The organism is Geobacillus sp. BK01 (genome assembly GCF_052220245.1).
Classification (GTDB): Bacteria; Bacillota; Bacilli; order Bacillales; family Anoxybacillaceae; genus Geobacillus.
The window spans coordinates 90,548-108,945 of record NZ_JBQPTH010000009.1 but is presented as its reverse complement, the minus strand read 5'-3'; the positions used below and the strand labels follow the sequence as shown (position 1 = coordinate 108,945).

The following is an 18,398-nucleotide window of genomic DNA, read 5'->3' as shown; positions in this document are numbered from 1 at the left end:
TTCCCGAACATTGGACAACGTGGCCAAACAACTTCGTGAGCTCCGAACCGAAGCAGCGCGGTCTTTCGACCTGTCCAAAGTGTTAACGCAAGTGCGTGAACAGCTTGTCGACCGTGATCAAGTGCCGATGGAAGTGCGAGAGAAAGCCGCCGCTGCCTTAAAAGAAGCACAACTGTTAAGAGCCAATGGCCAGGAAGCGTCTGCCCGCCGTCATTTGGTTCAAGCACTCGAGGAGATGGAGCAGGCAGTTCGTGCCGAAAAACTGTCGACTGGCGGTGAAACAGCCACCCGAATTCGGCAAGTACGTGACGAAATCGCTCGTGAACCAAACGTATCAAAAGCGGTGGAATATGCCCGTCGCCAAGTAGTCGAAGCGCCGGACGTCGATCGGAGCGTGGCGGAACGAGTTGACCGCGCGTTGCGCGAGGTGGTTCAACTGCAACGCCAAGGGCGTGAAAGTGAAGCGCGGGCGCGGTTGAACCAGGCGTTGATGCAGGTCGAGCAGGAGGTTCGAGCCCCGGAGGAAGGCAATCGTGTCAGTGAGAAAGCTTCCCGAACATTGGACAACGTGGCCAAACAACTTCGTGAGCTCCGAACCGAAGCAGCGCGGTCTTTCGACCTGTCCAAAGTGTTAACGCAAGTGCGTGAACAGCTTGTCGACCGTGATCAAGTGCCGGTGGAAGTCCGAGAGAAAGCCGCCGCTGCCTTAAAAGAAGCACAACTGTTAAGAGCCAATGGCCAGGAAGCGTCTGCCCGCCGTCATTTGGTTCAAGCACTCGACGAGATGGAGCAGGCAGTTCGTGCCGAAAAACTGTCGACTGGCGGTGAAACAGCCACCCGAATTCGGCAAGTACGTGACGAAATCGCTCGTGAACCAAACGTATCAAAAGCGGTGGAATATGCCCGCCGCCAAGTAGTCGAAGCGCCGGATGTCGATCGGAATGTGGCGGAACAAGTCGACCGCGCGTTGCGCGAGGTGGTTCAACTGCAACGCCAAGGGCGTGAAAGTGAAGCGCGGGTGCGGTTGAACCAGGCGTTGATGCAGATGGAACAGGAGGTTCGCATCTCAGAGACAGGGCAGCAGCCTAAACATCAAATGTCCTATGACCCTAGAGATCTAGCGAAGCAGATTGGGGATATTCGGACTGAGGCAGCGCGGTCTTTCGACCTGTCCAAAGTGTTAACGCAAGTGCGTGAACAGCTTGTCGACCGTGATCAAGTGCCGATGGAAGTGCGAGAGAAAGCCGCTGCTGCCTTAAAAGAAGCACAACTGTTAAGAGCCAATGGCCAGGAAGCGTCTGCCCGCCGCCATTTGGTTCAAGCACTCGACGAGATGGAGCAAGCAGTTCGTACCGAAAAACTGTCGACTAACAGTGAAACAGCCGCCCGAATCCAGCAAGTACGTGACCAAATCGCCCGTGAACCAAACGTATCAAAAGCGGTGGAATATGCCCGCCGCCAAGTAGTCGAAGCGCCGGATGTCGATCGGAATGTGGCGGAACGAGTTGACCGCACGTTGCGCGAGGTGGTTCAACTGCAGCGCCAAGGGCGTGAAAGTGAAGCGCGGGCGCGGTTGAACCAGGCGTTGGAGGAGACCGTGCAGGCCGTTCATACCGAAAAATCATCAAGTAGCGGTGAAACAATTTCCCGTATTCACCAAGTACGTGACAAAATCGCTCGTGAACCAAACGTATCAAAAGCGGTGGAATATGCCCGCCGCCAAGTAGTCGAAGCGCCGGACGTCGATCGGAATGTGGCGGAACAAGTCGACCGCGCGTTGCGCGAGGTGGTTCAACTGCAACGCCAAGGGCGTGAAAGTGAAGCGCGGGTGCGGTTGAACCAGGCGTTGGAGGAGACCGTGCAGGCCGTTCATACCGAAAAATCATCAAGTAGCGGTGAAACAATTTCCCGTATTCACCAAGTACGTGACCAAATCGCCCGTGAACCAAACGTATCAAAAGCGGTGGAATATGCCCGCCGCCAAGTAGTCGAAGCGCCGGACGTCGATCGGAATGTGGCGGAACGAGTTGACCGCGCGTTGCGCGAGGTGGTTCAACTGCAGCGCCAAGGTCGTGAAGGCGAAGCGCGGGTGCGGTTGAACCAGGCGTTGATGCAGGTGGAACAGGAGGTTCGCATCCCAGAGACAGGGCAGCAGCCCAAACATCAAATGTCCTATGACCCTAGAGATCTAGCAAAGCAGATTGGGGATATTCGGACTGAGGCGGCACGGACACGGGATTTGTCCGTGGTGTTGCCGCGGATTCGCAGCCGGCTGGTCGAAGACGGCCGGGTGCCGGAAGTTGTCCGTCAGAAAGTAGAGGTGGTGCTCAAAGAAACGATTTGGCTGCAGCAAATCAACCAACATCGTCTGGCCCAAACTTATCTTGTGCGCCAGCTTGCCCAACTTGAACAAATGGCAGCTGTTGGCCATACCGTGGGCCCCACCTCCCCTGTTTCCACGGGGCAGGCGGCAAACGTACAAGAGACGGCGGACGGTGCGGTGGGGAAAGAAGCAGCGCGGACTTCTGCAGCTTCACCGCTAGAGCCGATGGAAAGCGTCATTGAACACGAACCACCACGTCACGCCCCGCTGGCAAACGTACAAGAGACAGATGCAGCACAACGAACTGGACAGATATATGAAGCGATTCGCCAGGCGATCAAACTTTTCCAACACGAGCCGATATTGGATAAAGCGTTGGATGTGGTTCAGGGGAAGATGAGAGAAGCGCTTCACTCTCAACCTCACTGGAGACAATCATGGAACGATGCGTTCGCTAAAGCTATGGAACTGAAGGAAAAAGGGCGGGAGCTCGCCGCAAGGCAAACGGTGTTGAAAACATTGAACGAGATCGAATCGTCGTTGTCTTCCACACTGAACGACCGCCCTGCCAATGTGGATGCATTATTTGACGGGGCATGGCAAGCGGGTTTGTCGTTGGAAACAAAAGACTTTCTCGTGCAAACGGTCACGAAAAAAATGGCGCAGGCGGCCCGTGATTTTCAAACAGTGAAGCGCGATGTGATGCGTCATTTGGAAACGGCGCTGCAATGGACGGAACAAGGTGGGCAAGCCGCCCGCCTGCAGGCAAGGCAGCTGTTGGAAACAGCGATCAAACAATTGGACAACACCATTTTAAAAAGTGACATCATGCTGTTTACGGATATGGTGACGGAAAAGCGGCTGATGAAAGCAAGCTCCCAGCTGGCTGAGGCGAAAAAACGGCTTCAACAAGGGGATGAGCATGGGGCGCGAACGATTGTCAAAGAGGTAAAAGACGTCCTCGCGAACATAGTGCTGAAACCGTCTGAAGCAAAAGTGAAACATTTTGTCGCTGGTTTGGGTGAACCGCAGGGGGATTTGTCAGAAACATTTTTCCGGCAAATGAACGAAGCGGCGCAACCGTTCGTTGACGGGCCGTCGGCGCGGCAATTGTTTGAAGCACTCCGCCGATTTGGCTTCATGCACGATTATGAGGCGGCTGAGTCGCTCGTGCAGAAAGATGCCAACGGGGAAGGGACGCCACAGAACATGAAGGCAATGCTTCTGCAGCTCGCGCAAAGCGGAAATGAGCCCATCGCCCGACAGGCGGAACAAGCGTTGACGAATTTGACGGGCCAGCAACTGCTAAACCGATGGGACGCTGGAGCGGGCATGCAAAGTTTGTTTTTCTCGTTGCCGTTGCTATGGCAAAACGAAGTGCGGAACGTTAACGTATATGTCAATGCCCGCCAAGATGGCGAGCGAATCGATTGGGAAAATTGTCGGCTGTATTTCTTGCTAGAGACGAAAAAGTTAGGAGATCTCGGCATTTTGCTTCAAGCCAATGAGCGCCACTTGTCAATTACGCTTCGCAATGACCGCGAAGATTTTGCCGAGAAAGCCTCCCCGTTCATCGATGCGGCGAAAAAACGGCTCGAAGAGATCGGCTATCGCGTCATATCGGTCAACGTGACGAAACTGACGAATGAAACGAAACGGCAGGAAGAGGAAAAGCGAGCGCCATCCGCTCGTTTATCTGCGCCGTTTACGGAAAGAGGGTACGATTTCACAATATGATGGCGAAATATTTCAACCAAAAAAGACGAAAGCAACTGACTGGTCCGACGGCGGCCGTCATCCGCTATGACGAATCGTCGGGCCAGTCGCCGACCGTTGTCGCCCAAGGAAGCGGGCATGTGGCGCAGAAAATCATTGAACTGGCGAAACAGCACCACGTCCCGATTCAAGAAGATCCGTTGCTCGTGCAAAACTTGCTTCAGCTTGATCTTGGCGACCGCATTCCGCCACAGCTGTACGCGGTCATTGCCGAAATTTTGATTTTGATTGAAGAAATTGAAAAAAACCGTTAAACATTGTCGATTGACCGCCGATATAAATGACAGAGAGCCAATGGGGGTGCACGGCGTTGGACTTTTTAACCGAAGAATGGATTTATCAAAAAAACCCACAACAGCTGACAGCATTGTTATATGAAGGGTTGATGGAATGTTTGGAAGAGGCCATTGCGGCCCTTGAACAAAAGAACTACTTTTTAGCCAACAAGCAGCTGCAAAAAGGAAACAACATCCTTCGCCGCCTCGGCGTCGGATTGCGCTATGACGCGGGCATTATCGCCCATCAGTTGGATGCGCTCTACAACTATATGGCAGAGCGCTTGATCGAGGCGAATATGAAAAAAGACATGAAAATTGTTCAGGAAGTGTTGCAATTAACGACTACGATCGCTGCGGCATGGAACGAGGCGCTGAAAAGCGGCGCCCCTTCCGCGCATGCGGCACAAAGGCAAAAAGCCGCAGCGTACGAACAATTCATTACATACGAGAAATCATAAGCAAAGGAGCGGATTTTCATGCGAATTAACCATAACATTCAAGCGCTCAACGCCTATCGCAATTTGGCGGCTAACCAGTCAAGCATCTCGAAAAACTTAGAGCGTCTCTCATCGGGCCTGCGCATCAACCGCGCGGCTGATGACGCGGCGGGTCTCGCCATCTCGGAAAAAATGCGCTCGCAAATTCGCGGCTTGCAAATGGCGGAACGGAACGCGCTCGATGCGATTTCGATGATCCAAACGGCGGAAGGAGCGCTCAACGAAGTCCATAGCATTCTCCAACGAATGCGGGAGTTGGCCGTGCAGGCGGCGAATGATACGAATACGTCAGAAGACCGGGAAGCGATCCAAAAAGAAATTAACCAGTTAACGTCTGAAATTAATCGGATTGCCAATGCCACCGAGTACAACACGAAAAAATTGCTCAATGAGTCTGTTTCCAACCAAGCAAGAAGCGTACAAATTGCCACAGGCAGTTTCTCAGCTGGTAGCACAGCGATCGATGGAACAAGCCTGCAGCTAAACCCAGAAAGCACGATGGTGGCTGGAGATTATAAAGTGAAAATCGAAGACGTCGCGACAAAATCACTGCAAAGCACAGGGACAGTTGCCGGCGGGGTGCAACAAATCACGCTAGACCCAACATCGAGCTTGGCCGTCGGTAGTACATACGGGGTAAAAATTGAACAACAGGACGTAAAAGTCATTACAAACAATCCGGAATCGTCATCCGCCATCGATGCGGTATCGATTGCGCCGAACTCCCCGTTATCGGATGGAACAGTGAATTTAGTGATTCGTCGCACGAATGACGTGAGCAATTTTCAAGCGGACGGAACCGGGCTCACAGGGGTACAGCTGGCAACAACAAACGCTGATTTAAACCCGTCCGACACGTTTGCGGTTAAAACAGTGAGTCAAGCGTCCGATGTCAGAAGCGGAACTGCTACAGCTGTGTATATTAACAATGTGACGATTGACCCAAGCAAGTTTTCATTAAAGGATGAGGATTTCCGTCTTGTCTATGCAGAAACATCACCGGGCCAGTTCACGGTAACATTGCAAGATAAAAACGGGAATAATTTGTCCCAAGCAGTCATCTTGGATAATAACCAACAAAACTATGAGTTTTATGATTTATCCGGCAACAAGCTCGGCGTTTCCTTTACTACGATTTCCAATATTAACGGGGCGCTATCTGGGCTATCTGGATCCAGTGAAAACGGAAAATACAACGAGTTCGATGTCGACGTAGCGTTATCTTTAGAGAAAAATGGCACGCAAATCGGAACGGCCACCATTACTCCAACGGATACGGCTGCTGGCAGCGTTGTTATTAATGACTCAGATGGGACTAGTTACACAATCAACCATGATGGATACGCTAACACGAATGTCAGTCAAACGGCAACGTTCGGCGTGCAGAGCACATTGGAATACTCGACTGATGGGACAACTTTCACCACGTTTAATGCAGGTGACAATCTTACCTTAAACGGCGGTATTTTCATCGATACAGCCGACAATATCACTGATTATACGACAGGGAATACGACGGTACAGATTGACGTTGGCACGACTTCATCGTATACAGCGACACTTGTCGATGCATCGGGTAACGCTCTGTCTGCCGCACCGACGCTCATTGTCGACAATAACGGCACGTACTCGTTTGGCAACGGTACAGGCGTTTCGTTTACAACCGGTACGTTATCGGCAGGAACACGGACGTTTACGGTAGGGGCAACGGTGACAACGAAAGCGACCTTGAGCACAAACGGTGTTGAGGTAGAGACGTTGAACAATATTACTCCCAATACGACATTGCGCTTCCATAACGGCGATCTCACCATGAACATTGGCGCGCTGACAAATGGCGAAGCTTCCTTTACGATCATGGGAGGAACGAACGACCAGTCGCTGAAAATTCAAATCGGCGCCAATGAAGGGCAAATGTTAAGCGTTGGCATTGATGATATGCGCGCGCTCGCGTTAAAACTCTCCGGCAACAGTGCCAGCAGCGCTGTTTCATTCACCAATCATTTAGGAGAAACGGTCACTGCCTACTATACGAACGCTGCTGGTGTCAACAATGGCGATGCGACAGAATACGCTCTTGACGTGACAACGCATGAAAAGGCGACAGCGGCGGTAAAAGTCTATGACTATGCCATCGCCCGGGTATCGGAACAACGGTCGAGTTTAGGGGCTATTCAAAACCGTCTTGAACATACGATCAACAACTTAAAGACAGCAGAGGAAAACTTAACCTCCTCCGAATCCCGCATCCGCGATACCGATATGGCGATGGAGATGGCCGAGTTTACGAAAAACAACATTTTGACGCAGGCGGCGCAGGCGATGCTAGCGCAATCGAACCAGCTGCCGCAAGGGATTTTGCAGCTGTTGCAAAGCTAATTTCACCGCATCGGGCGGGGCAATCACGCCTCGCCCTTTTGCTATGGTTGTGCGATAATGGAGGTAGTGAGAGGTGATGACGATGGAAGTGCAAAAAGTGACACGCGCCGGGTTGGCGAATGTAAGCCGCAAGGATGACGTCCCGATGGAATCGGTGTCCTTCACCGAAGTGATGGCGAAAACGCGCCGCGATGTCATATGGGAGCGCATCAACGACCAAGTCCGGCAAATCGAAGAACAAGGGAAAAAGCTCGCCGAGTCGCGGACGGTTGAGGATTTGCGCAAGTATAAGCAGCTCGTCAAGGCGTTTTTGGACGACGCGGTGAAAAACGGCCTCCAGCTCGAGGAGCAGCGCGGCTTCAGCCGCGGCGGGCGGGCGCGCCTTTATAAACTCGTCAAAGAAGTCGATCAAAAACTCATTGAGCTGACGAATGAAGTGTTGAAAAAAGAGCAAAAAGGGCTCGATATTTTGCGGCTCGTCGGCGAAATTCAAGGATTGATCATCAATATATACACATAACTGACTAACGAGTCAAATCGCTCTGTCTGCCGCAATCGGCCTTATGCGGCAGCATAAGGGAGTTCATTCCTTATAGGCCAAGACCGGGGAGGGGAAGATGGTGGCGGAACTGGCAAACTGCGCAAAGTGCGGGCGGTTGTTTGTCAAACATTCCATTCGGGATGTATGCGAATCGTGCTACCGGGAAGAAGAACGGCAGTTCGAACGCGTTTATGCGTTTTTGCGCAGGCGGGAAAACCGCACGGCAACGATGGCGCAAGTCGTTGATGCGACGGGGGTGGAGGAGAAGCTGATCATCAAATGGATTCGCGCGGGGCGGTTGCAACTTGTTCATTTCCCGAATCTCGGCTACCCGTGCGACTCGTGCGGGGCGATGATCCGCGAGGGGCGGCTGTGCGCCAAATGTCTCGGCCAGCTGCAAGCCGACTTGCGGCGGGCGGAGGAAGAGAAGGAAAGAGGGGCATCAAGCCCGCGGCAAACGACGTATTACACCCAGGACAAAACAAAGCGCTAAACATTTGCGCCAACGTTCCGATATAAACAATAGCACTATTTTCATCGTGCTAGACAAGCGAGGTGAACGGGATGAAGATCCATCACATCGGCCCGATGAACGTCAATCCGTACCAGCGCCAGCTTGGGAAAACGGAGCGGCTGGCGGCGGGGAAGGCGGCGGGCGATCAAGTGGAAATCTCTAAAGAGGCGAAAGAACTGCAAGAAGCGGCAAGCTGGGAACAAACTCGGCAGGCGAAACTTGAACAACTGCGGCAACAAATCGAAAACGGCACATATACAGTCGATCCGCAGGCGGTCGCGAAGCGGATGATCGACTACTACCGACACCACCGATAAAGGAAGCGGATTGCGATGACATTTGCGGCACTCATCCATCTTTTGCGGGCGCACATCGAGCTGCATGAAAGCTTGTTGGCGCTCTCGCGGCAGAAAACGGAAGTGTTGAAGAAAAACGATATCGAGGCGCTGTCGGCGCTGCTTGCCGATGAACAAAAGCATGTGTTGGCCATTCGCCAGTTGGAAGAGCGGCGGCGGCATTGGCTGAAGGAGGCGATTGGCAGCGAGGCGGTGACGGTCGCCGAATGTGAGGCGATGGCAACAGGCGAAGAGCGCAAACAGCTGCGTGAATGCCGCGAGCGGCTGAAAAAGGCGGTGGACGCGGTGGCCGAGGCAAATGAGTTAAACCGCCAACTCATTGAACAGTCGCTCCAGTTCGTCACCGCGATGATCGAGACGTTTGCCCCGACGCCGTACACTTACAGCCGCACGCAAGAATATGCACCTTCGCCTGAGCGTCCATTGTTTGAATCGAAAGCGTAAGGAGGAGAACAGATGCTCTCGACATTCCACGGCCTCGAAGCCGCCCGACGTGCCATGATGGCACAACAAGCCGCCTTGTACACGACAGGCCATAACATCGCCAACGCCAATACAGAAGGATACACGAGACAACGCGTTCAACTGCGGCCGACGCCGCCGTTCCCGACGCCGGGGCTCAACCGTCCGAACATCCCGGGCCAAATGGGGACAGGGGTGGAGGCGGCATCGGTTGAGCGGGTGCGCGAGTACTTTTTGGACGTTCAATACCGCGGCGAAAACAGCAAGCTCGGCTATTGGGAAGCGCGCGCCGACGCTGTAGCGAAAATGGAGGACATTATGAATGAGCCATCCGACAGTGGATTGGCGAAAACGATGGACCAGTTTTGGCAAGCGCTTCAAGACTTGAGCACCCATCCGGAGAACGAAGGGGCGCGCTCCGTCGTGCGCCAGCGCGGGCTGGCGGTCGCCGAGACGTTCCATTACTTGTCCAACTCGCTCGCACAAATCCGTGAGGACATCGGGGCGCAAATCGGAGTGGCGGTGACGGAAATCAACTCCCTTGTGGATCAAATTCGCGCGCTCAATGAACGGATCGCCGAAATTGAACCGAACGGCTATTTGCCGAACGACTTGTATGACGAGCGCGACCGGCTGATCGATAGATTATCAACGTTCGTCGATCTCCAAGTCGAAAAACATCCCGTCGGCGGCAACTCCCTTCCAGCGGCGGAGGGGACGTATGATGTGTATATCGTTAACGGCAATGAAAAAGTATACCTCGTGCAAGGGCGCACCGCCGCCACGTTGTCGTTCCCGGATGGCCACGATGTCGACGGCGACGGGGCGAAGGAAACGCCGCCTACCACAGGCGTAGGGAACATTGCGATCGGCGGAAATACACTCACGTTTTCCGCCCTTCCGAACGGCAAATTGCGCGGGTTGATGGAAGGTTACGGCTACCAGGCGGGAACGGACGCCGGTGGACAGCCGATCGTCAAAGGGCTGTACCCGGACATGTTAACGAACCTCGATCAACTCGCCTATACGTTCGGCACGCTCTTTAACGCCGTGCATGAACAAGGGTACGGATTGAACGGAAGCACGGGTGTTTCATTTTTCGCCGGGTTGGATCAAGTGAACGGCGCAGCGAAAACGATCAAGCTGGCCGACGCGGTGAACGACTTGGCGAACATCGCCGCCGCTACCAAGAACAACGAATCGGGGAATGGCAACAACGCCATTAACTTGGCGAACGTCCGCAGTTTGCTTTTATCCCAGCCTTCCGCCGCGCTGTTGGACGGGTTGTCCGTTGATCTTCAAGCGCTCAACCTCCCGCTTTCATCCGGAACGGTTGAAACGAATTACCAAGGCTGGATCGGCCAACTCGGGGTCGACGGCGAACAGGCGAACCGGATGAAACACAACAGCGACATTTTGCGCCAGTCGGTGGAAGAAAAGCGGCAATCGGTCAGTTCCGTGTCGCTTGATGAAGAAATGATGAACATGATCAAATTCCAACACGCCTATAACGCCGCCGCAAGGCAAATTACTGTCGTTGATGAAATGCTTGATAAAATCATCAACGGCATGGGTGTGGTCGGAAGGTAGGTGAACGGTGATGCGCATTACACAAAGCATGTTGACGAATAATATGTTGAAACAAATCACCCGGAGCTACGCGAATTTGGACCAATACCAAACGCAATTGTCGACAGGGAAAAAAATCACCCGCCCGTCCGATGACCCTGTCGTCGCGATGAAGGGCATCGCGTATCGCTCCAATTTGGCCGAAGTCGAGCAGTTCAAACGCAATTTCTCGGAAGCATACAACTGGGTGGAAAACTCCGATTCGGCGCTCGATAAGGCCACCCAGGCGCTGCAGCGCATCCGCGAGCTCACCGTGCAGGCGAGCAACGATACATACGAAGAGACGCAGCGCCAGGCGATCGCCAAAGAAGTGCGCCAGCTGACCGAGCATATCGTAACAATCGCCAATACGAAAGTCGGCGACAAATACATCTTCAACGGCGCCCATACGACCGACCCGCCCGTCACAGTGAACGCTGACGGCACGATTGATGTCTCAACGAACGACCAAGAATTGAATATCGAGTTGGCCAAAGGGATTTATATCCCGGTGAACATTCCGCCTAGTGCGGCGTTTGGCGCAGGCAGCGGGCTGTTTGCCGACTTGCAGGCCCTTGCCGCTTCATTAGAAAATCCGAACACGACGGGTGATGAACTATCGGGCTATTTGGACAAGCTTGACAGCCATATGACCAACTTGTTGGGTGTCCGCGCTGAACTCGGGGCGCGCATGAACCGGATTGAGCTGATGGAAGACCGCATCGACAGCCAACAAATCATTGCGGAAAAAATGTTGTCGGATAACGAAGACGTCGATTTGGAGAAAGTCATCACGGATTTAAAAATACAAGAAAGCGTCCACCGCGCCGCCTTGGCGGTCGGCGCGCGCGTTATCCAGCCGACATTGGTCGACTTTTTGCGTTAAACTAGCCTAACGCCCATCGAAAGGAGCGATGGCCATGCGCATTCCGCAGCTCACGATGGAAGCGACGTACGCCAAACTGGCGATCTCGACCGAACCCGCGCGGCTTGAGATCACCCAACCGCCCGCCGAGATGACGATCGAGCAGCCGCCTGCCGACATGCGCATCGACTCTGTCCCCGCGCGCTTGACGATCGACCAGTCGCAGGCATGGGCGGCAATGAACAACAAGCACGTGTTCCAACTCATTCAAGATGCGGCCGATCGCGGGCGCCAGGCGGCGCTTGACTACACCGCCCATGTCGCCGCCCAAGGCGACGAGCTCATGCGCATCGAAAACGGCGGCAATCCGCTTGCCGAGCAGGCAGCGGAAAACAGCACCAACCCGCCTTTCGAAGTGAACGTCGCCCTCGTCCCGCCGCCGTTTAGCGTCAAGGTGGACTATGAACCAGGCAGACTCACGATCGACTGGAACACCCACGTACCGCGCATAGATGTCAAGCCGCACCCGCCCGTCGTCCGCTACGAACAAGGGGCGGTGCATATCGGCTTAGCCCAGCGCCCGTCGCTTCATATTGACGTTTCCATCTAACCACGAAGTTGAGGGATGAATGAAATGAACATTGCGACAAAATACCACGGTGAACGAGATATTCGCGAGGATGAGATCATCCGCTTCCCCCACGGCCTGCCCGGGTTTGCGGAGGAAAAGCGGTTCGTCCTTCTCCCGCTTGCCGACACGCCGTTTGTCATCTTGCAGTCGGTCGACACGCCTGCGCTCGGGTTTGTTTTGATCGAACCGTTTTCGTACTTTCCCGCGTACGAAATCGAGTTGGACGAGGCAACGCTTGAGCAGCTCGGCATCGAAAGCGAGCGCGACGTCGCCTTATACGCCATCTTGACGGTCGCTGACCCGTTTGACAACACGACCGCGAACTTGCAGGCGCCTGTGGTCATCAACGCCCGAAAACGAATCGGCAAGCAGGTGATCTTAACAAACACCCCGTACAAAACGAAACATCGCCTCTTCCCGGAAAAAGTGGCGACGTAAAGGAGGCGGCTTATGCTTGTTTTAACGCGCAAACTCAAAGAAGCGATTCAAATCGGTGATGACATCGAAATCACCGTCCTCGCCATCCAAGGCGACCAAGTGAAGCTCGGCATCAACGCGCCCAAATCGATCGACATCCACCGCAAAGAAGTGTACCTCGCCATCCAAGCGGAAAACAACGCCGCCTCCCAAGCGTCGGAAACATCGCTCGCCGAACTGACCGCCAAGCTAAAACAATGGAACACCCGATAAGCGCCCAAGCGGCGCTTTTTTCGTCCCTCATCGACAAAAAATTTTCATTTTCCCTATTAAATTTCTAACAAACGCGCCGATATAAAAAATGAGCGCGGCATCCGGCGAAAGGCGGCCGACTTTCGCCCCATGCCGGCCGCTTCCACAAGGATGTGGAAGAAAAATTATTTCAAGGAGGAAGAGAGCATGAGAATCAACCACAACATCGCGGCGTTGAATACGTATCGGCAGTTGACGACCAATACGATGAACGCATCCAAATCGATTGAAAAACTTTCGTCTGGCCTCCGCATCAATCGCGCCGGCGATGACGCCGCAGGACTAGCGATTTCGGAAAAAATGCGCGGCCAAATTCGCGGGTTGGAGCAAGCGAGCCGCAACGCTCAAGACGGCATTTCGCTCATCCAAACGGCAGAAGGAGCCTTAAATGAAGTACACTCCATCCTGCAACGGATGCGCGAGTTGGCGACACAAGCGGCCAACAGCACGAATACACAAGCAGACCGCGAGCAATTGCAAAAAGAATTTAACCAATTGACGTCTGAAATCAACCGGATCGGCAATACGACGGAATTCAACACGCAAAAATTGCTGAACGGCAATGTGAGCGGCGCGAGCCCGATTAAACTGCAAATTGGGGCGAACACCAATCAGTCGTTTGACATTAAAATTTATGACATGCGTGCCCAAGCGCTTGGATTGGCTGGCACAACCGGTGGTGGGTCTGCCAGCGGTACCGGTGCAGCAACTACGGCAAACGGTACGAGCGTATCTGCCGAGCTTCAAACGGCCATTCAAAATGCGACATTTACAAGCGGCACTGCCAACCAATTGACCGATGTCAGCGCTGCAGGTACTGCTGAGTATGCGTTGAGCATTACGACATTTAGTGGTGCAACGGCAGCGATTTCGAAAATCGACATTGCGATCAACACGGTTTCGACAGAACGTGCTCGCCTTGGTTCGTACCAAAACCGTTTAGAGCATACGATCAACAATCTGGATACGTCGGCAGAAAACCTGACGGCAGCAGAATCCCGCATCCGCGATGTCGATATGGCGAAAGAGATGATGGAATTCACGAAACAAAACATTCTCACCCAAGCAGCCCAATCGATGCTGGCCCAAGCGAACCAACAGCCGCAGAGCGTGCTTCAGTTGCTGCGATAAAGGAACAGTCAAAGGCCTCTTCTCGGTCTACGGGAGAGGCCTTCCTTCCTTTTTATGAAATCATTGAGGGAATTATCCTCCTATGATTCACTTTATATTGACAAAAACCATCCGATAATAATGATAGAAGGCGTCGAAAGAATTGTCGACAAATCTCGTTTAGGAGAGTGCGAGACATGCAGCTCAACATTTTCGGACAAACGTTTGAATATCGCAATGATCGATCGGAGCTTGAGGCGATGTTGCAAAAAATCTTCGCCATGGTTGCTGAGTCGGATCGGCAATTGAGCCATCTCGTCATCGATGGCGTCGAAGTGTACGACGAGATGGAGGCTTATATGGAAGAGAGGATCGATTCCATTCGCACGATTGACGTTGTGGCGGTGACAATTGAAGAATATATACGTGATGTGTTCCAGACGATGCATTCATACTTGACGCGTGCCTTGCCAGAGATTGAGCGGATCATTGATGAATTTTATCAAACCCCTTCGGAGCATACATGGATTCGATTTGAACAAATGCTGGAAGGAATCCAATGGATTAACCAGGTCCTTTATTGGCTGGCCGAACATCCGCAACATCCGTTTGATCGTCAAGCGCTTGCCCGCATCCGGGAGACGCTGGCGGAACAATTGCGGCAATTGCTTGAGGCCGTAGAAGCGGGGGATTCGATTTTGATCGCCGACTTGATCCAGTATGAAGTCAAGCCGCTATGGAAGGACATCATCGAGCAAGTGAACGTCAATGTCGTGAACTAAACGGAGACAGCAAAGGCAGTGAACAAAGTTGAGCATCTACAGAGGAAAAAAAATCTTAATTATTGGCGGTACAGGAACGATCGGGCAACACCTCACCAAAACGCTGTTGCAGCATGAACCGAGCGTCATTCGCATTTTTAGCCGCGATGAGTATAAACAGTTTGAACTGGCGCAGCAATTTAAATATTCCCATGCGCTTCGCTATTTAATTGGTGATGTTCGCGACGAAGCGCGTGTGCTGCGGGCGATGGAAGACATTGACTACGTCTTTCATCTTGCCGCGATGAAGCATGTTCCGGCTTGTGAATACAATCCGTTTGAAGCGGTGAAAACAAACATTATCGGTACGCAAAATGTCATTCAGGCCGCTTTGAAAGCCGGAGTGAAAAAAGTGTTATTTACAAGCACGGATAAGGCCATTTCCCCAACGAACACGTACGGGGCAACCAAACTGGCGGCGGAACGGTTAATCGCGGCGACCGAATATCAAAAAGGACCGAAACAAACGATTTTCTCCGCGGTGCGGTTCGGCAATGTCATGGGTTCGCGCGGTTCGGTCATTCCGTTGTTTAAAAAACAAATTTTAGAGGATCGGGAAGTGACCGTCACCCATATGGATATGCTTCGTTACATGATGACGCCGTCGCAAGCCATTTCTCTCATCTTAAAAGCTAATGAACTGGCCGTAGGCGGAGAAGTGTTCGTGTTGAAAATGCCTGTTGTCGCCTTGAAAGATTTAGTTGAAGTCATGATTGAAGAAGTGTCAAGAAAATACCGCATTACTGAACCGATTGCCATCAAAGAAATCGGGTTGCGTCCAGGGGAAAAAATGTACGAAGAGCTCATGACAGAAGACGAAGCATATACGGCTTGGGAGACGGAAGACATGTATATCATCAGCCCTCCTTTCGGCTGGAAACCGCATGCCTATCCGGAGGAATGGAACATCTGCCCGTGTCAAAATCCGTTTCAAGGCGAGATGATTGATAAAGAAACATTGCGCCGTTGGATTTTGGCAGAAGGCTTAATATAGAGGAAACGGTGAGTGATTAGGAGATGAGCATCACGATGTTGGCAGAGAATCAACGATTTTTGCAAAACCACTATCCGGCCCTTTGGCAACAATGGAACCAAATCCAGCATGAGCAAGTGTGGCCGCAATATGAGATCATCCCATCCCATGCTGGGCTGCCGACGATTCAAGTTCATGTGGATGGACGCCCGCTGTATTTGCACAGCAAATACAATCCCGAGCAAGAAGCCGATCGTCTCGTCGAACAGCTTCAAGACAAAATCAAATCATGTGATCACTTGTTCTTTTACGGTATCGGGCTTGGATATCATATTGAAAAAATTTTATCGATGTTTCCTGATAAAGCATTCACCATTTATGAACCAAATCCATGGATCTTTTTTCGCTTTCTATCATACAAACGATTGACAGAATGGCCGATTCAGCGGCTTCGCTATCTTTATGTGGAAACGGACGAGGCTTCGCGCAGACGGTTTTTGGCCGAGTTTGCGAACGCGCTGGAGGTGAATGTGGAGCTCATTGCGCTGCCGAGTTATGAGCGCATTTTCGCCGATTCATTTCAACAATTTCTTTGCCAGTTCCGCGATATCATACAGTCGAAGCGCATCAATTTGGCAACAGAATTTGCCTTTAGCAAACGTTGGACCCTAAACAGTGTGATGAACTTGCCGACAACGTTGAGGTCGCCAAGCATTTTCAGCCGGAAAGAGCATTTTCGTTCCAAACCGGTCTTGCTCGTCGCCGCTGGTCCTTCGTTGCAGGAGGAGTATCATCACCTGCGTTATATAAAGGAAAAGGGGCTCGCTTACATTTTTGCCGTCGGATCGGCGAATCGAGCGCTCGTGGCAAACGGCATTCTGCCCGACGCTGTTTGCACGTATGATCCACAGGCTCATAATTTCGCTGTGTTTTGGGACATGATTGACAAAGGGATCGACGCCAACGTGCCGATGATTTACGGAACGAGCGTCGGGTACGAAACGATTCAAAAATACAAAGGACCAAAGTTTTATGCCGTGACATCTCAAGATACGGTCACGCCGTACTATCTGGACAGCCTTGACCGCAGCGAAGTGATCGACGATGCGTTCTCCATCGCCATCATTACATTGCAAATCTTGGCGAAGCTGGAGGCGAATCCTGTCATTCTTGTCGGGCAAAATTTCGCCTTCCGCGACAATTACTATTATGCGAAGGAAATCAAACGGGGAGAAAAGCAAACCGCTGAAGTGCTCGAACATGAGCGGCATGGCTTAATGCAAGTGAAGGACGTATACGGACATCTTATCACGACGAATGAATCGCTCAACCAAATGCGGCTGTTGATGGAGCACTATATTCAGAGATATTCACAGATCGAAGTCATCAACACAACCAAGGGAGGCGCGGATATCGTTGGCGCTCCGTTTATCCCGCTGGAGACTGTGATTTCAACTCGTTTAACGGAGAAAGTTGTGGAGGAGAACTGGCATGTCAGCCGGCAATCCGATACAGCCCAAGCGGTGGAACCCAAGATCGACAACATGAATCGGGCCATGGTCGACTTTATCAAAGGATATCAAGACATTTCAGCGATGTTTGATGAATTGGCACAAGCTGCTCAACGGCGGAAAGAGGGAAAATTGCTCAAACTGTTTGCCCGCTTTGATGAGCAGTTTCGCCGCTGGACGAACAACGACTTTTTTGACATATACGTCCGGCCCATCGTCCGCGTCGACACCGAGCTATTGCAAAAAGAGGCTCACACCATCCGAGAAGAGAAAGATCCGATTGCGAAGGCGGACAAAGTCGTCCGATCTTTTCGCCGCTATTTGCATACATGCCAGCAAGTCTATAACGAAATGGCACCATTCGTGCAAATATATCTGCATCCGAAACTGACGCGAGAGGAACCTGGATGGAAGAGATACGAATGCACGTCCAGCGCATTCCACTATAGCGGCCAATGGCACAAAAAAGAAATCAAAATTCAAAAACAATCGTCAATGGAATCCGACGTGATCGGCACATATTATGAAACGAACGAACCGAATGCCACGATTAAGTTTACGTTTAAAGGGACGGCGATTCGGGTGATCGGGGCGAGGCATGCGGATGGTTCGGACCAATTGCAAATAATGATTGATGGCTATAATAGAAAGTTCTCTGTCAAAGATAGAGGAGTAGAAGGGCGATTTTCTCCGCAATTTGAGCAGGTTTTATTTCAAATATCTGGTTTGCAAGAAGGGATACACAACGTTGAGATGAAGCTCTTAGGGGATGGAACATTTATTTTCCAGAGAATAGAACTCGTAGGTTAATATTTACCGAATTTTAGGGAAAGGATTGCAAATACTCTTGCTCATAGAGCTTTAATGAGAGAAGAGGTTCAATTTGACTAATAGTGGTTGCGAAGCGGATCCAATCAATAAGAATATTGAAAATTGTGTTGAAAATTTTCATATACTGACTAAAACTGTCGATATATTAAAAGTTTTAATTTATGAAAAATTTCATAATTGGAGATTGTTTAGA

17 protein-coding genes are annotated in these 18,398 nt (G+C 51.8%); all 17 read left to right on the top strand.

Translation table 11 applies throughout. The features are described 5' to 3' along the window. A partial coding sequence (locus tag ACTVDO_RS11330; RefSeq protein WP_442901553.1) for a hypothetical protein occupies positions 1–4,060 on the top strand: 4,060 nt, incomplete at its 5' end. After that, positions 4,057–4,353 carry an EscU/YscU/HrcU family type III secretion system export apparatus switch protein gene (locus ACTVDO_RS11325; RefSeq protein ID WP_442901552.1) on the top strand — a complete coding sequence of 99 codons (297 nt, stop codon included), beginning with the start codon at positions 4,057–4,059 and terminating at the stop codon, positions 4,351–4,353. The genes ACTVDO_RS11330 and ACTVDO_RS11325, both read left to right, overlap by 4 nt. Before the next feature lie 56 nt (positions 4,354–4,409). After that, positions 4,410–4,835 carry a flagellar export chaperone FliS gene (gene fliS, locus ACTVDO_RS11320; protein WP_442901551.1) on the top strand — a complete coding sequence of 142 codons (426 nt, stop codon included), beginning with the start codon at positions 4,410–4,412 and terminating at the stop codon, positions 4,833–4,835. An 18-nt stretch (positions 4,836–4,853) separates the two neighbouring features. Then, positions 4,854–7,253, top strand: a complete 2,400-nt coding sequence (locus tag ACTVDO_RS11315) for a flagellin N-terminal helical domain-containing protein (protein ID WP_442901550.1) — start codon at positions 4,854–4,856, stop codon at positions 7,251–7,253. 82 nt (positions 7,254–7,335) lie between these two features. Continuing rightward, the gene (locus ACTVDO_RS11310; protein WP_442901558.1) at positions 7,336–7,773 is read left to right on the top strand and encodes a YaaR family protein; all 438 of its coding nucleotides are present in this window, start codon (positions 7,336–7,338) and stop codon (positions 7,771–7,773) included. 100 nt (positions 7,774–7,873) lie between these two features. After that, positions 7,874–8,287, top strand: a complete 414-nt coding sequence (locus tag ACTVDO_RS11305) for a TIGR03826 family flagellar region protein (protein WP_442901557.1) — start codon at positions 7,874–7,876, stop codon at positions 8,285–8,287. 71 nt (positions 8,288–8,358) lie between these two features. Continuing rightward, on the top strand, positions 8,359–8,625 hold the full coding sequence (gene flgM / locus ACTVDO_RS11300; protein WP_442901549.1) for a flagellar biosynthesis anti-sigma factor FlgM: 267 nt from the start codon (positions 8,359–8,361) through the stop codon (positions 8,623–8,625). A gap of 15 nt (positions 8,626–8,640) precedes the next feature. Further along, positions 8,641–9,108, top strand: coding sequence for a flagellar protein FlgN (locus ACTVDO_RS11295; RefSeq protein ID WP_442901548.1), 468 nt, complete (start codon positions 8,641–8,643; stop codon positions 9,106–9,108). Positions 9,109–9,120: 12 nt separating this feature from the next. Further along, complete coding sequence (gene flgK / locus ACTVDO_RS11290) at positions 9,121–10,716, top strand: flagellar hook-associated protein FlgK (RefSeq protein ID WP_442901547.1); 1,596 nt, start codon at positions 9,121–9,123, stop codon at positions 10,714–10,716. 10 nt (positions 10,717–10,726) lie between these two features. After that, a complete protein-coding gene (flgL, locus tag ACTVDO_RS11285) occupies positions 10,727–11,620 on the top strand; it encodes a flagellar hook-associated protein FlgL (protein WP_442901546.1) in 894 nt (297 codons plus the stop codon). A 34-nt stretch (positions 11,621–11,654) separates the two neighbouring features. Then, entirely contained in the window at positions 11,655–12,209 is a 555-nt protein-coding gene (locus ACTVDO_RS11280; protein ID WP_442901545.1) for a DUF6470 family protein, read from the top strand. Positions 12,210–12,233: 24 nt separating this feature from the next. Beyond that, a complete protein-coding gene (fliW, locus tag ACTVDO_RS11275) occupies positions 12,234–12,668 on the top strand; it encodes a flagellar assembly protein FliW (protein ID WP_442901544.1) in 435 nt (144 codons plus the stop codon). Positions 12,669–12,680: 12 nt separating this feature from the next. Continuing rightward, entirely contained in the window at positions 12,681–12,920 is a 240-nt protein-coding gene (gene csrA, locus ACTVDO_RS11270; protein WP_442901543.1) for a carbon storage regulator CsrA, read from the top strand. Positions 12,921–13,106: 186 nt separating this feature from the next. Next, the gene (locus tag ACTVDO_RS11265) at positions 13,107–14,090 is read left to right on the top strand and encodes a flagellin N-terminal helical domain-containing protein (RefSeq protein ID WP_442901542.1); all 984 of its coding nucleotides are present in this window, start codon (positions 13,107–13,109) and stop codon (positions 14,088–14,090) included. 176 nt (positions 14,091–14,266) lie between these two features. Beyond that, on the top strand, positions 14,267–14,851 hold the full coding sequence (locus ACTVDO_RS11260) for a hypothetical protein (protein ID WP_442901541.1): 585 nt from the start codon (positions 14,267–14,269) through the stop codon (positions 14,849–14,851). A gap of 28 nt (positions 14,852–14,879) precedes the next feature. Continuing rightward, positions 14,880–15,884 carry a UDP-N-acetylglucosamine 4,6-dehydratase family protein gene (locus ACTVDO_RS11255; RefSeq protein WP_442901540.1) on the top strand — a complete coding sequence of 335 codons (1,005 nt, stop codon included), beginning with the start codon at positions 14,880–14,882 and terminating at the stop codon, positions 15,882–15,884. A gap of 35 nt (positions 15,885–15,919) precedes the next feature. Then, a complete protein-coding gene (locus ACTVDO_RS11250) occupies positions 15,920–18,184 on the top strand; it encodes a 6-hydroxymethylpterin diphosphokinase MptE-like protein (protein ID WP_442901539.1) in 2,265 nt (754 codons plus the stop codon). The last annotated feature ends 214 nt before the right edge of the window (positions 18,185–18,398 follow it).

Bases quoted from the DNA above. Each gene is read 5' to 3' on its own strand.
- ACTVDO_RS11260 (WP_442901541.1), top strand. From the start codon at position 14,267: ATGCAGCTCAACATTTTCGGACAAACGTTTGAATATCGCAATGATCGA.
- ACTVDO_RS11315 (WP_442901550.1), top strand. From the start codon at position 4,854: ATGCGAATTAACCATAACATTCAAGCGCTCAACGCCTATCGCAATTTG.
- flgM (WP_442901549.1), top strand. From the start codon at position 8,359: ATGAAGATCCATCACATCGGCCCGATGAACGTCAATCCGTACCAGCGC.
- ACTVDO_RS11250 (WP_442901539.1), top strand. From the start codon at position 15,920: ATGTTGGCAGAGAATCAACGATTTTTGCAAAACCACTATCCGGCCCTT.
- ACTVDO_RS11295 (WP_442901548.1), top strand. From the start codon at position 8,641: ATGACATTTGCGGCACTCATCCATCTTTTGCGGGCGCACATCGAGCTG.
- csrA (WP_442901543.1), top strand. From the start codon at position 12,681: ATGCTTGTTTTAACGCGCAAACTCAAAGAAGCGATTCAAATCGGTGAT.
- fliW (WP_442901544.1), top strand. From the start codon at position 12,234: ATGAACATTGCGACAAAATACCACGGTGAACGAGATATTCGCGAGGAT.
- ACTVDO_RS11310 (WP_442901558.1), top strand. From the start codon at position 7,336: ATGGAAGTGCAAAAAGTGACACGCGCCGGGTTGGCGAATGTAAGCCGC.
- ACTVDO_RS11265 (WP_442901542.1), top strand. From the start codon at position 13,107: ATGAGAATCAACCACAACATCGCGGCGTTGAATACGTATCGGCAGTTG.
- flgL (WP_442901546.1), top strand. From the start codon at position 10,727: ATGCGCATTACACAAAGCATGTTGACGAATAATATGTTGAAACAAATC.
- ACTVDO_RS11325 (WP_442901552.1), top strand. From the start codon at position 4,057: ATGATGGCGAAATATTTCAACCAAAAAAGACGAAAGCAACTGACTGGT.
- ACTVDO_RS11280 (WP_442901545.1), top strand. From the start codon at position 11,655: ATGCGCATTCCGCAGCTCACGATGGAAGCGACGTACGCCAAACTGGCG.
- flgK (WP_442901547.1), top strand. From the start codon at position 9,121: ATGCTCTCGACATTCCACGGCCTCGAAGCCGCCCGACGTGCCATGATG.